This is a genomic window from Povalibacter sp. (genome assembly GCF_036735925.1).
In the GTDB taxonomy this organism is placed as follows: Bacteria; Pseudomonadota; Gammaproteobacteria; order Steroidobacterales; family Steroidobacteraceae; genus Steroidobacter.
Genome location: NZ_DAINNK010000008.1, coordinates 47,141 through 60,240 on the forward strand (window position 1 = coordinate 47,141; position 13,100 = coordinate 60,240).

Annotated in this window: 12 protein-coding genes; 7 read left to right on the plus strand and 5 right to left on the minus strand. The window is 64.1% G+C overall.

Annotation, left to right across the window (positions count from 1 at the left end; genetic code table 11):
- The first annotated feature begins 4 nt into the window (after nucleotides 1-4).
- Complete coding sequence (locus tag V7D81_RS04425; protein ID WP_324314769.1) at nucleotides 5-1,066, plus strand: WD40/YVTN/BNR-like repeat-containing protein; 1,062 nt, start codon at nucleotides 5-7, stop codon at nucleotides 1,064-1,066.
- Between the two features lie 9 nt (nucleotides 1,067-1,075).
- Nucleotides 1,076-3,523 carry an efflux RND transporter permease subunit gene (locus V7D81_RS04430; RefSeq protein WP_324314770.1) on the plus strand — a complete coding sequence of 816 codons (2,448 nt, stop codon included), beginning with the start codon at nucleotides 1,076-1,078 and terminating at the stop codon, nucleotides 3,521-3,523.
- Here V7D81_RS04430 and fdhA read toward each other — a convergent pair.
- Nucleotides 3,486-4,688: a formaldehyde dehydrogenase, glutathione-independent gene (gene fdhA / locus V7D81_RS04435; RefSeq protein WP_324314771.1), complete on the minus strand. Its 1,203-nt coding sequence runs from the start codon at nucleotides 4,686-4,688 to the stop codon at nucleotides 3,486-3,488. The two genes, V7D81_RS04430 and fdhA, sit on opposite strands and share 38 nt — an antisense overlap.
- 114 nt (nucleotides 4,689-4,802) lie before the next feature.
- Here fdhA and V7D81_RS04440 point away from each other — a divergent pair, with 114 nt between their 5' ends.
- A complete protein-coding gene (locus V7D81_RS04440; protein WP_324314773.1) occupies nucleotides 4,803-5,729 on the plus strand; it encodes a LysR substrate-binding domain-containing protein in 927 nt (308 codons plus the stop codon).
- A gap of 5 nt (nucleotides 5,730-5,734) precedes the next feature.
- Here the strand turns inward: V7D81_RS04440 and V7D81_RS04445 are convergent, their stop codons facing one another.
- On the minus strand, nucleotides 5,735-6,397 hold the full coding sequence (locus V7D81_RS04445) for a TetR/AcrR family transcriptional regulator (RefSeq protein WP_324314775.1): 663 nt from the start codon (nucleotides 6,395-6,397) through the stop codon (nucleotides 5,735-5,737).
- A gap of 179 nt (nucleotides 6,398-6,576) precedes the next feature.
- Between V7D81_RS04445 and V7D81_RS04450 the strand changes: the two genes are divergently transcribed.
- The 3 genes from V7D81_RS04450 (at nucleotide 6,577) to V7D81_RS04460 (ending at nucleotide 9,885) form a co-directional block, all read left to right on the plus strand.
- Nucleotides 6,577-7,551, plus strand: a complete 975-nt coding sequence (locus V7D81_RS04450) for a GlcG/HbpS family heme-binding protein (RefSeq protein ID WP_324314777.1) — start codon at nucleotides 6,577-6,579, stop codon at nucleotides 7,549-7,551.
- Nucleotides 7,552-7,581: 30 nt separating this feature from the next.
- The gene (locus V7D81_RS04455; protein ID WP_324314779.1) at nucleotides 7,582-8,796 is read left to right on the plus strand and encodes a Rieske 2Fe-2S domain-containing protein; all 1,215 of its coding nucleotides are present in this window, start codon (nucleotides 7,582-7,584) and stop codon (nucleotides 8,794-8,796) included.
- Nucleotides 8,797-8,895: 99 nt separating this feature from the next.
- Nucleotides 8,896-9,885: a PDR/VanB family oxidoreductase gene (locus V7D81_RS04460; RefSeq protein ID WP_324314782.1), complete on the plus strand. Its 990-nt coding sequence runs from the start codon at nucleotides 8,896-8,898 to the stop codon at nucleotides 9,883-9,885.
- A 46-nt stretch (nucleotides 9,886-9,931) separates the two neighbouring features.
- On the opposite strand, the gene V7D81_RS04465 is transcribed toward V7D81_RS04460, so the two are convergent.
- The 3 genes from V7D81_RS04465 to V7D81_RS04475 form a co-directional block, all read right to left on the minus strand.
- The gene (locus V7D81_RS04465) at nucleotides 9,932-10,441 is read right to left on the minus strand and encodes a MarR family winged helix-turn-helix transcriptional regulator (RefSeq protein ID WP_324314784.1); all 510 of its coding nucleotides are present in this window, start codon (nucleotides 10,439-10,441) and stop codon (nucleotides 9,932-9,934) included.
- A 274-nt stretch (nucleotides 10,442-10,715) separates the two neighbouring features.
- Nucleotides 10,716-11,372, minus strand: coding sequence for a 3-oxoacid CoA-transferase subunit B (locus V7D81_RS04470; protein WP_324314786.1), 657 nt, complete (start codon nucleotides 11,370-11,372; stop codon nucleotides 10,716-10,718).
- 9 nt (nucleotides 11,373-11,381) lie between these two features.
- The gene (locus tag V7D81_RS04475) at nucleotides 11,382-12,083 is read right to left on the minus strand and encodes a CoA transferase subunit A (RefSeq protein WP_324314787.1); all 702 of its coding nucleotides are present in this window, start codon (nucleotides 12,081-12,083) and stop codon (nucleotides 11,382-11,384) included.
- A gap of 98 nt (nucleotides 12,084-12,181) precedes the next feature.
- Here V7D81_RS04475 and V7D81_RS04480 point away from each other — a divergent pair, with 98 nt between their 5' ends.
- Nucleotides 12,182-13,081, plus strand: a complete 900-nt coding sequence (locus tag V7D81_RS04480) for a LysR family transcriptional regulator (RefSeq protein WP_324314789.1) — start codon at nucleotides 12,182-12,184, stop codon at nucleotides 13,079-13,081.
- The last annotated feature ends 19 nt before the right edge of the window (nucleotides 13,082-13,100 follow it).

Here is a 13,100-nt window from a genome sequence, read left to right on the forward strand (position 1 = left end):
AGTGATGACGAAGACGTTGGCGGCCGCGCTGCTGTGCGGCTGCGCGATGATCGGGGGCGTGGCGATCGCCACTGCGCAGGGCGTGCCGGCGGACTCGCGACACGATCCTCTGCAACGTGCGGCGCTGCAGGCTCCGCGAGCGGCGCACGGCGTGATGCTGGCCGTAGCCGTGGCCGGCCAGCGCATGGTGGCTGCGGGCGAACGCGGCATCGTGCTGTGGTCGGATGACGGCGCCAGGCAATGGCACCAGGCCCAGGTGCCCGTGTCCGTCACGTTGACTGCCTTGAGCTTTCCCAGTCCGCAGCAGGGCTGGGCGGTCGGTCACGGCGGCGCCGTACTTCACTCCACCGACGGCGGCAAGCGCTGGAAGCTGCAACTCGATGGGCGGGCCGCTGCACAGATCGAGCTGAACGCGGCTCGGGCGTCGGACGACGCGAGGCGCATCGCGCTCGCCCGGCAACTGGTGAGCGATGGTCCCGACAAGCCGCTTCTGGGCGTGCATTTCTGGAACGAACGGCGCGGCTTCGTGATCGGTGCGTATGGACTGATCTTCGGCACCGAGGATGGAGGAGCGACCTGGTCCTCATGGGCCGGGCGGGTCGACAATCCCAGAGGGTTGCACCTCAACGCGCTGTATGCAGGACCATCGGCGGTCTTTCTGGTTGGCGAGCAGGGCCTGGTCCTGCGCTCGACAGACGACGCGCGCAGCTTCCATCGCCTCACCACGCCCTACAACGGCAGCTGGTTCGCCGTCACGGGCCGCGACGACGTCGTGCTGATCGGCGGCCTTCGCGGCCATGTATCCCGGTCCACCGACGGCGGCGACTCATGGACTGCGGCGCGAGTCCCCATGCCGGTCACCATCGGTGCCGCTTCGGCGACCCGCAGCAGCTTCATCATCATCAACCAGGCCGGTGCCTTGATGACCAGCGATGATGGCAGCGAGTGGCGTCCGATGCTGCGGCCAACCGGTCCGCCGCTGACAGCTCTGGCGGTCGCGCCCGAGGGTGACCTGCTGGTCGCCAGCTTTGCAGGCGCCATGCGCTTGTCGAATTCAGGTTCCTGAGCCCTTTCAATGCACGCTCCCACAACCCTCTCCCCGCCGTCCGGCGACCTGGCCAGTTTCGACCGCAGCTCCGGCTCGGTGGTCGAGCGCGCGCTGTTCAATCATCGGCTGATCGTGCTCGTGCTGTGCTTGCTGGTCACGGCATTGCTGGGCTCCCAGGCCACGCGGCTGCAACTGAACGCCAGCTTCGAAAAGATGATCCCGGGCGATCATCCGTACATCGTCAACTATCTGAAGTACCGCGACGAATTGAGCGGCCTGGGCAACGCATTGCGCATCGCGGTGGTGGCCAGGGGGCAGAGCATCTACGACGCGCAGTACATGCAGATCCTGCAGCAGATCAACGACGAGGTGTTCCTGCTGCCCGGCGTGGATCGCGCCTTCATGAAAAGTCTGTGGACACCGTCCACGCGCTGGGTGGGCGTGACGGAGGAGGGCCTGGAAGGCGGCCCGGTGATTCCGGAGCACTACACCGGTTCGCCGGAATCGATGCAGCAGCTGCGCCGGAACGTCGAGCGCTCGGGGCAGATCGGCCAGCTCGTCGCGAGCGACATGCACTCCAGCATCCTCTTCGTACCGCTGCTGGCGCATACGCCCGACGGCCAGCCGCTGGACTACGCCACGTTGTCGAAGCAACTGGAAGAGATCCGCGACAGGTACCACGAGACGGGCGCCGTCGACATCCACATCACCGGCTTCGCCAAGGTCGTTGGCGACCTGATCGACGGGCTGCGCCAGATCCTGCTGTTCTTCGGCGCTGCGCTCGCGATCACCACTGCGATGTTGTACGCGTACACCCGCTGCGTGCGCTCGACCGTGCTGGTGGTCGCCTGTTCGCTGATTGCGGTGGTGTGGCAGCTCGGGTTGCTGCCGTTGCTCGGGTACGAGCTCGACCCGTACTCGGTGCTGGTGCCCTTTCTCGTGTTCGCCATCGGCATGAGCCATGGTGCGCAGAAGATGAACGGCATCATGCAGGACGTGGGCCGCGGCATGCACAAGGTAGTGGCCGCGCGCTTCACCTTCCGCCGCCTGTTCCTGGCAGGGCTGATGGCATTGCTCTGCGACGCGGTGGGCTTTGCAGTGCTGAGGATCATCAACATCGAGGTCATCCAGGACCTGGCGCTGGTCGCCAGCCTGGGCGTCGCCGTGCTGATCTTCACCAACCTGATTCTGCTGCCGGTGCTGCTGAGCTACATCGGCGTCAGCAGGAAGGCCGCCAAGCGAAGCCTGCGCGAGGAGCAGGCCGAAGAGGCGGGCCTCGAACAGCCCGGACTGTGGCGCTTTCTCGATCTGTTCACCCAGCGTCGCTGGGCCACGTGGACCATCGCCGCCAGCGCGCTGCTGGCGACACTCGGTTTCATCGCCAGCCTGAATCTGAAGATCGGTGACCTGGATCCCGGCGCCCCGGAGCTGCGAGCCGACAGTCGCTACAACCGCGATGCGGCGTACATGACCGCCCACTACGGCGCCAGTTCCGACGTCCTGGCGGTGATGGTCAAAACGCCCGACCAGGCCTGCTCCAACGTCGGCACGCTGCTCAGCGTGGACCAGCTCGAATGGGAACTGAACCAGCTGCCCGGGGTGGACAGTACCCACTCGCTGGCGCGGTTGAACCGTGGCGCCAGCATCGGACTGAACGAAGGCAATCCGAAGTGGTACGACGTGGTGAACAGCCAGAGCGTGGCCAACATGATCACCGCCGGCGCGCCGCGCGGGCTGTACAACGAGTACTGCAATCTCCTCACCGTCTACGCCTTCCTGACCGACCACAAGGCCGACACGCTGACTCGCGTGGTCGACAAGGTGGAACAGTTCGCGAAAGCCAATGACACCGCCGACGTGCAGTTCCTGCTGGCCGCGGGCAACGCCGGCATCGAGGCGGCGACCAACATCGTGGTCAGGCAGGCCAATCGCGAAATGCTGTTCTACGTCTACGGCGCGGTGACTCTGCTGTGCCTGTTGACCTTCCGCAGCTGGCGGGCCGTGGTGTGCGCGGTGGTGCCGTTGGTCGTGACCTCCATCCTGTGCGAGGCGCTGATGGTCGGTCTGGGCATCGGCGTCAAAGTGGCGACGCTGCCAGTGATCGCGCTGGGGGTGGGCATCGGCGTGGACTACGCGCTGTATGTCATGAGCATCCTGCTGAACCGCATGCGCGCGGGCGACACGTTGTCGCAGGCCTACCGGCAGGCGCTGCGCTTCACGGGCAAGGTGGTGCTGCTGACCGGCGTTACGCTGGCGGTGGGCGTGGCCACCTGGGCGCTGTCGCCCATCAAGTTCCAGGCCGACATGGGCATCCTGCTGGCCTTCATGTTCATCTGGAACATGGTCGGTGCGCTGGTGCTGCTGCCTGCGCTGGCGCACTTCCTGTTGCCGCGTTCTCACTTCGCCGCGGCAACAGTGGCGCCTTCTCTCGATCGAATCAGGCAGCCGGCCGAAGCGTCGAATGCGGGTCGATGACGAATTTCTTCGGTGCACCCGCATCGAATTCTCCGTAGCCCTTGGGCGCGTCATCGAGCGAAATGACTTCCACGCCGACCACGCCTGCCACATCGATACGATCCCACAGGATGGCTTGCATGAGCGCGCGGTTGTACTTCATCACCGGCGTCTGGCCGGTGAAGAAGCTGTGCGACTTGGCCCAGCCGAGGCCGAAGCGGATGCTCAGCGCGCCTTTCTTCGCAGCCTGATCCACGGCTCCCGGATCGTCGGTGACGTACAGACCCGGAATGCCGATCCTGCCGGCCGCGCGCGTGACATCCATCAGCGAGTTCAGCACGGTGGCCGGTGCTTCGTGTTGCGCGCCGTGATGACCGTGCCCGCGCGCCTCGAAGCCCACTGCATCGACCGCGCAGTCGACTTCAGGCTCACGGAGGATTTGCGCAATCTGTTCGCCGAGCGTGGCGTCTTTCGACAGATCGACCACTTCGAAGCCCACCGACTTCGCATGCACGAGCCGCTTCGGATTCACATCGCCCACGATCACCACCGCGGCGCCGAGCAATCTCGCGGATGCCGCCGCTGCAAGGCCCACCGGACCAGCGCCTGCAATGTAGACGGTGCTGCCAGGTCCGACGCCCGCGGTCACGGCGCCGTGATAACCCGTCGGCAGAATGTCCGACAGACACGTCAGATCGCGGATCCTGGCTCTGGCGCGGTCGCGGTCGGGGAACTTCAGCAGATTGAAATCGGCATACGGAATCATCACGTACTCGGCTTGCCCGCCGACCCATCCGCCCATGTCCACGTAGCCGTACGCACCGCCGGCGCGCGACGGGTTCACGGTGAGGCACACCCCGGTGTGCTGTTCCTTGCAGGAACGGCAGCGGCCGCACGCCACGTTGAAGGGCACCGACACCCAGTCACCCACCGCGAGCGATTGCACGTCGCGTCCGGCTTCGATGACTTCGCCGGTGATCTCATGCCCCAGTACCAGGCCTGCAGGCGCCGTCGTGCGGCCGCGGACCATGTGCTGGTCGGAGCCGCAGATGTTCGTGGTGATCACCTTCAGGATCACGCCGTGATCGGCCTTGCGGCCGCGCGGGTCGACCAGTTGCGGTGTGGGAATGTTGCGTACTTCCACCTTGCCTCGCGCGACGTAAACCACGCCTCTGTTGCCTGTCATGTCGTCTCTCCGCGTTGGGTTTCGTTCGGATGTCCCATCGGGGAATGTAGGCACGGCTCGCATGCCTCGTAAGTGGCGAAGATTTGCCGAGCGTTATCCGTTTGGAAACCCGTCATGAAGCTGAACCAACTGCAGAACATGGTGGCCATCGTCGACCATGGCAGCCTGCGCGCGGCCGCGCGCGAACTGGATACGCCGCAAGCGGCGTTGTCCAAGAGCGTGCGTGCGCTGGAGCGTGAACTGGGCGTGGTGTTGTTCGATCGCGAATCGCGCGGGATGAGCCTGACTGCCTTGGGACGGCTGTTCCATCAGCGCGCCAGTTCGATCGTCAACGAACTGCGGCGCGCGGGCGACGAGCTTGCTCAGGCGCAAGGTGCCGATGAGGGACACCTCACCGCGGGGCTGTCGATCGTGCCGCACGTCAGCATGCTGCCGCAGGCGCTGCCGCAGTTCCGCCGGCGTTACCCTCGCGTGAAGCTCCAGCTGGTGGAAGGACTGTTCCCGGAGCTGGAGGCCCGGCTGCGCGACGGCACCCTGGACTTCTATCTGGGCGCCGCTCCGCACGCATCCGCGGTTCCGGGACTGCTCACCACCGTGCTCTTCGAGAACACCCGCACAGTGATCGCACGCAAAGGGCATCCGCTGGCGGCGACACGGTCGCTCGAGGATCTGCAGGACGCCGACTGGGCCACCACCGCCGTCGACTACAAGGCCGAAGAAGATCTGCAGGCGGTGTTCAAGTCGCATGGCTTGAAGTCGCCCTCGGTGGTTCTGCAGGCGCAGTCGGCGCTGTCGATGATCGTGGCGCTGACTTCGAGCGACCTGCTGGCACTGTTGCCGCTGCAGTGGGCCGAGTTCCCTTTGACCCGTGACGGGCTGACAAGCTTCCGGCTGCAGGAACACCTGCCCGCGCCACCCATCGTCATGGTCCGTCGCCCGGACCTGCCGCTGACACCGGCTGCCGCGTACTTCTGCGATGTCATGGAAAGGTACGCGCCGCGGCCCGTCTGTGAATGTACGAGCGTGGAGCGGGGGAGATGACGGTCCTACAGTTCGAGCTGCCGCACGGGTATCTCCAGCAGATAACGCAGCCGGTCGAGTCCCAGCGTGTGATCGGCCAGGTCGGCACTGAGCCACTCGTGCAGCGAATGGATATAGAGAGAGAAGAACAACTCAGCGGCCTGTTCGGAATCGAAGTCGCTCTTCATGCGCCGCAACTCCTTGGCGCGATCCAGCCATTGGATCAGGCACTGCCGCAGGTGCGCGCGGCGTTCCATGATGGTCTGGACATGGGGATTGCCCGAGGTGTTGAGCATCGGCAGAACGATCTGGCTGAGTTCGGGTTTGCTCGCCCAGAACTGGAAGCTGACGGAGAAATCGTCCATCAACTGGTCCAGCACCGGCCGGTCAGGCTTGATGGGTGCCACGAACAGCGGTGGCAGATGAGTGAGATCGTCGACGAACAACATGGCGGCCAGGCCGGCCTTGTCGGATGCGTAGGCTGCCACCGTGCCAAAGCCGACATCGGCCACCCGCGCGATCTCTCGCATGGGGGTCATGTGAAAACCATGTGTTGCAAACAGCTGTCGCGCCGCTCGTTTGATGGCATCCAGCTTTTCATTCTTGCGCCGTTCGCGAAGCCCCGTGCCGCGCGTTGGGCCTTCGGCTGCCGCCGAAGTCTGCGTTGCCATGCGTTTGCCGGCTTTCATTCGAAACCCTCTGCCCGTGTCGCCCGCGAGAATTGCCATTCTCGCAAAAATCCGATCGAGATCAATTGTGATTCTTGAGAAAATCTGAGCAACGCAAGTATTCAGCCTTGGCTTGCGTGTTTTGCTTGACTCCAAATCGATATGCAATCAAAAATGATTGCAATCGAATTGGAGGGGATATGATCCGAGACGACCTGATCACATTGGGCGAGGCGCGCAGTGTGGTGATGAGAGCCGTCGCCAAGACAGAGGCGTTGCGGCAGGCGGGTACTTTCGTCGTGGCCGATCTGTCGGGCGAGCCCGTCGTGGCTCGCCGCATGGATGGCACCGGCGGAGCTGCGCTGGACATCGTGCGGGGCAAGACCCTGGCTTGCGCGGTGCTCGGCGAGCCGGGTTCGACCTTTGCCGGCCGCATGATGAAGTTCCCGCCGCAGATTTTCGCCGCGTATCAGCAGTTGATGCGCGTCCAGCCGTTTCCTGGCGCCGGCGCAGTCCCGCTGCTGCGTGGCCAGGTGGCCATTGGCGCCGTCGCATCGGGTGTCGGCATCGGTCCTTTCGTGAAGCTTCCCGGCGTGAACCCCGAGGAGTTTCTGATCGACGGCCAACCCGCCAACCTCGAGGACTTGATCATCAGCTACGCCGTGGGCGGTGGTTACCGTCCCGAGCATGGCGACGACAAAGTCCGTTGGCAGGAAGCGTACGGCGCACCCCCCGATGCCTCCCTGAAGGGAGATGCCCTGCGCGAGGTGCCGCCGGCAACCCGCCAGCCCGTGCTCGATGGCGCGGTGCAGCTGGCCAACCGTGTCATCGAACTCGTGAGCGAACGCGGCGAGCCCGTGGCCGTCGTGGTGGCCGATCGATATGGCCATGTCATCACGATCGATCGAATGGATGGCGCGCCGCCGGCCGCCGTGCGACTGGCGGAAGGCGTGGCGCTCACCGCGGCCGCGCTGCAAATCAGGACCGAGGCACTGACGGGAAGTGCACCGCCCATTCCTGCAGAAGTCCTGCGGAGCATCGGCAAACACATGATCCCGATGGCTGGCGGCTGCCCGATTTTTTCGAACGGGCAATGTCTGGGCGCCGTGGGAGTTGCGGGGCGAGATGCCGCGCGGGCGCAGCGATTGGCCGATGAAGTGGCCGCCCAGCAGTGAAACAACTCAATCGAACGAGGGGGAACAGAGATGGTGTTGAACAATGAAATCGTGACGGGTCTTCCCGATGGCACGCCCGTCGACTACATCAGAACCGGCCCCGGTACCCTGGCGGGGCAGTACCTGCGCAAGTTCTGGCAGCCGGTGTATGTCGCGCGCAAGCTCGAACCCGGGCGCTCCGTGCCGCTGGTGATCATGAGCCAGAAGCTGGCGCTGTATCGAAGCCAGGAGGGCAAGGTCCATTGCGTCGACAACCGGTGCGCCCATCGCGGCGTGATGCTGAGCGCGGGGTGGGTCGAGGGCGACAACATCCGCTGCCCGTATCACGGGTGGATGTATGACGGCACCGGACAGTGCGTTCAGCAGCCGTTGGAGGGCCGCGGTTTCTGCAAGAACGTTCGCATCGGCGGCTATCCCACCCAGGAATATCTCGGACTCATCTTCATCTATCTGGGAGAGGGCGAGCCGCCGGAGTTCCCGCGATTCCCGGAATGGGAAAAGGCCAAGTTCAACGTCGCGGCCATCGACACGCGAGGCTGCAACTACTTCAACAACGTCGAGAACTTCCAGGACGAAGGCCACGTCTGGTTCACGCATCGCTCCTCGGCGTTCGAGGCCTTGAATCTGGAGATGCTGCCGAAGTTGTCCGTCGAGCGCACCGACTGGGGACTGCGCAATGTGGCCACCACGCCGGACGGCCGGCGTCGCGAGACCTTGTTCGGCATGCCCAATGCGGGAGCGTTCATGGTGGAGCCCAACAACATCAAGCGGGCAGGCGAGAAGAACTACAAGGCAGAAGACACGGCCTGGCAATTGTTCGCGGGCTGGCGCGTCCCCGTGGATGACTACAGTCACCTGCAGGTTCACACCATTGCCGTCTTTCTCGATGGTGAGCCGAGTCCCGAGTACGTGAAGCGGTGGCATGACTTCAGCGACTCCGACGAAGAAGGGCACGAGGTCGCCCGCAAAGTGATGGAGGGCAAGGTCCCGTACGACGACATCCCGAAGCTGTGCCACCACGTGCCGCTGGCGCAGGACGAGGTGTGCCAGGTGGGCCAGGGCGTGATTCCGGATCGCCGCAAGGGCGTGGAGTTCCTGGGTGCATCCGACGTCGCCATCGTCGCCTTGCGGAAGCTGTGGGTCGAAGAGCTCACCGCCCTGCAGGAAGGGCGTCCGCTTCGCAACTGGCAGCGACCGGCCGGTCTGCTTCCCAAGGGCGGGAATGAAGAACGAAAGATCGAGTGACATGTCGCTCGCTCCGAGGTGGGCCTGATCCTGGCGGCGAACGCGCGGCCAGGATCTCTCCGAACGACTTCAACAATCTCATCGATCTCATCATCCGCGATGGCTGTCTCTTCATCCGCATCGGCAATTCCGCTGCTCCAGGTCTGCGTCCGCCGCAAACGGCACGAGGCAGACGACATCTGCAGCCTCGAACTGGTCGACCCGCAAGGCCGCGCTCTTCCGCCATTCTCTGCCGGCTCCCACATCGATCTGCACCTGCCCAATGGCCTGGTGCGCCAGTACTCGCTGTGCAACCCGCCCACCGAGCGCCACAGCTACCTCGTGGCCGTGCTCAAAGATCCAGCCTCCCGCGGCGGCTCACAGGCCGTGCATACCCTCGTGCACGAAGGCGATACGATCCAGATCAGCGAGCCCCGCAACCATTTCGAACTGGTGCCCAGCGAGCACGCCATACTGCTGGGCGGTGGAATCGGCATCACCCCGGTGCTGTGCATGGCCGAGCGCCTGAGCCAGACGGGCGCCAGCTTCGAGCTGCACTACTGCAGCCGTTCGCCGTCGCGCACCGCCTTCAAGTCCCGCATCGAAGCCTCGGCCTTTGCCGATCGCGCCGCCTTCCACTTCGACGATGGCGAGGCGTCGCAGAAGCTCGACATCGACCGGGCGCTGGGCGCGCCTGCCGCCGGCAAACACCTGTTCGTCTGCGGGCCCAACGGCTTCATGGACTGGGTGATCAACTGCGCCCGCAAGCTCGCCTGGGCCGAGGACCACATCCACCGCGAGTACTTCGCCGCCGCGGCGGTGGATACCAGCGCAGATGGATCGTTCGACGTCACCATCGCTTCCACCGGCACCACGCTGCGGGTGCAGAAGGACGAGGCTGTCACGACGGTGCTGGCCAGGAACGGCTTCGAGGTGCCCACCTCGTGCGAGCAGGGAGTCTGCGGCACCTGCCTGGTTCGCGTGCTGGAGGGCGACATCGAACACCGGGACGTGTTCCTCACTGACGACGAGCACCGGGCCAACGATCAGTTCACCCCGTGCGTCTCGCGCGCCAAAGCGGGCTGCAAGCGGCTGGTGCTGGATCTCTGACCGCCGATGACCGACCCGTCGATCGGCGGTTTCGATGTCGTCGAGCTCAGCGGGGCTTTCGCCGTTCGGGGGCGGACGGTGCGGCGGGCGGGATCGTGGGGCCTGCGTCGCCAATCTTCGCGCGAAGGTGGCGCATGAATTTCAGTATCGCCTCCAGGTCGTGTTCTTTCAGCGAGATCGCAATCGAGTTGGCCCACTTGATCTCGCGGCGCATCACTTCCTTGTATAGCTGTGCGCCCGCCGGCGTGAGCTTGACCACCTTCGCCTTCTTGTGGTGCGGATTCTCCTCGAGTTCCACATATTTATCGGCCGCCAGCAGATCGACCACCCGTTGCACGCTCTGGCGCTGCAGGCCCATCAGGCGGGCAATGATCGAGACCGTGACGTCGTGGGGCATTGCGGCGATGGCGGCCATCACCTGCCATCGCGCGCTGGTGAGCCCGATGTCCTTGGTTATCGCATCGCCCCACGCAATCAATCGACCATTGGTTCGGAAGTACTCCAGGACGATCTCCGTGATTAACAGACCTCGCTCCGAATGACGTGGTTCCTTCATATGCTGTTTGCTGTTGCTTGCTGGTGATTCATCAAAAAAATGCTGACCGCGCCAATGAACGAGGCGGTTGGAGTCAGTGATCCCGGTTGGAGATATTAGCTGTCGAATTAGCTCTATGCTGCCAATTTGACACCTTACCACGGTGTCGACGCATGGAGCGGGTCCGGCCTGTCCCGGGCCGCTCTTCTGCCCGGCTGGCGGGTTGGCGGCTTCGAGGTGGACTGGCGCGGCAGAATCGAATGGGATGGCTGCAGGCTACGGCCTCGCCGGAACTTCAGAACTTCATTTCCGGTACCAGGGCCGGAACGACCAGGCGACCGGCGGTCTTCGCGCGGATCTCGTCGACGCTCACCCCGGGTGCGCGCTCCCTGAGATGGAAGGCGCCGTCGGCAATCTCGACGTAGGCGAGGTCGGTGAGCACGCGCTTGATGCAGGCGCAGCCCGTGAGCGGCAGGCTGCAACGATCGAGCAGCTTCGACTCGCCATCCTTCGAGGCGTGCATCATCGTCACGATGATGTTTTCGGCGCCGGCGACCAGGTCCATGGCGCCGCCCATGCCCTTGACCAGCTTGCCGGGCACCATCCATGAGGCGATGTTTCCCTGGACGTCCACTTCGAAGGCGCCGAGCACGGTCAGGTCGACGTGACCGCCGCGAATCATCGCGAACGATTCGACGCTGGAGAAGACCGACGCACCGACGCGCGCGGTCACCGTCTGCTTGCCGGCGTTGATCATGTCGGCATCGACTTCGCTGTCAGCGGGGAAGGGGCCCATGCCGAGCAGCCCATTCTCCGACTGCAGCATCACCTCCATCCCCTTCGGGACGTAGTTTGCGACCAGCGTCGGAATGCCGATGCCGAGATTCACGTAGAAACCATCGCGCAGTTCACGAGCGACGCGTTCCGCCATCTGTTCTCTGGTCAGTGCCATAGGGGAACCTCAGGCAGCACGCGTGGTGCGCTTCTCGATACGCTTTTCGAAACGGCCCTGGATCAGCCGGTCGACATAGATGCCCGGCGTGTGGATCTGGCTGGGCTCGAGCTGACCCGGCGGGACGATCTCTTCGACTTCGACGACGGTGATGCGGCCGGCGGTCGCTGCCGCAGGATTGAAGTTCTGTGCGGTGTGGCGGTAGACGACGTTGCCGTACCAGTCTGCCTTCCATCCCTTCACGATCGCGAAGTCGGCAGTGATCGACTGTTCCAGAATGTATCTGCGGCCGTTGAACTCGCGCACTTCCTTGTTCTCGCCGACTGGCGTGCCGTAGCCGGTGGCGGTGAAGAAGGCGGGGATGCCTGCACCGCCAGCGCGGATCTTCTCGGCGAGTGTGCCCTGCGGAGTCAGTTCGACTTCCAGTTCTCCAGACAGCAGCTGTCGCTCGAACTCGGCGTTCTCTCCCACGTAGGAGGCAATCATCTTTCGAATCTGGCGATCCTTGAGCAGGACGCCCAGGCCGAAGTCATCGACGCCGCAGTTGTTGGAGACGACCGTCAGTCCCTTCACTCCGAGGCGGCGGATCTGGGCGATGAGATTCTCCGGAATGCCGCACAGACCGAAGCCACCGGCAATCACCGTCATGTTGTCCGTGAGGCCGGCCAGGGCCGCCTCGTAACTGTCGACCCGCTTGTCGAAGCCTGCCACCGCGTGTCTCCGTTGTTCCGACGACGAAGCTTGGCCGGCGGCGTTTCGCTTGTTAAGTTTGAAAAATCTGTTGATTGTTTTACCCGGCAAATGAATCCATGACGCCCCGTCAACTCTCGGCCTTCGTCGCCGTCGCACAAACGCTGAGTTTCGCGCGGGCTTGCGAACGGCTGCACATGTCGCAGCCAGCGCTGAGTCTGGCGATCAGGAGTCTGGAGGATTCCCTGGGCGGACGGTTGTTGTCGCGCACGACACGGCAGGTCAGGTTGACGCCGGAGGGTGCAGCGCTGTTACCCCAGGCAGTTCAGCTGCTGGCCGATTGGGACAACGTTCGCCAGCGCTCGCGTCAACACTTCACGTTGCAGCGCGGGCACGTGACCATCGCGGCCATGCCGTCCTTTGCCGGCAACGTGCTGCCACGGATCCTGGAAGAATTTCGCCGGCGCTTTCCGAATATCGAGGTGACGGTGCATGACGTGATTCACGAAGACGTCGTGCGCATGGTGGCCACCGGGCGGGTGGAACTTGGCTTCGGCTTCGAGCCGGAAGGATCGAATCAGCTCGATTTCCAGCAGCTGTTCATGGATCGGTTCGTGGCGATCGTGCCTGCCCGATCGCCACTGGCCGATTTGCGTTCGGTGTCGTGGACGCAATTGCTGGGCAACAACTTCATCGCCTTGCAGAGACCGTCCACCGTCAGGCAGTTGCTGGAGAGATCGCTCGCAGCCAGCAACATGAAGCTACGGGTCGGACTCGAGTGCCACCAGCTCGTTACGGCCGGGCAGTTCGTCGCCTCGGGTCTCGGCGTCAGCGCCGTGCCCAGTTTGTGCAAGGAACAGATGACGGCGTTGGGGGCGAAGAGCGTGCAGTTGATCCGGCCTGCGATCCGCAAGGCTGTAGGCTTGATGAAGCGCAACGACCAGCAACTGTCCACCGCCGCCGAGGCCATCCGGCAGGCTTTGGTTGCGAGCAACCTGACCGCCCGTCCGCGCAGGTGACAACCGCGCAAGTGCCTCG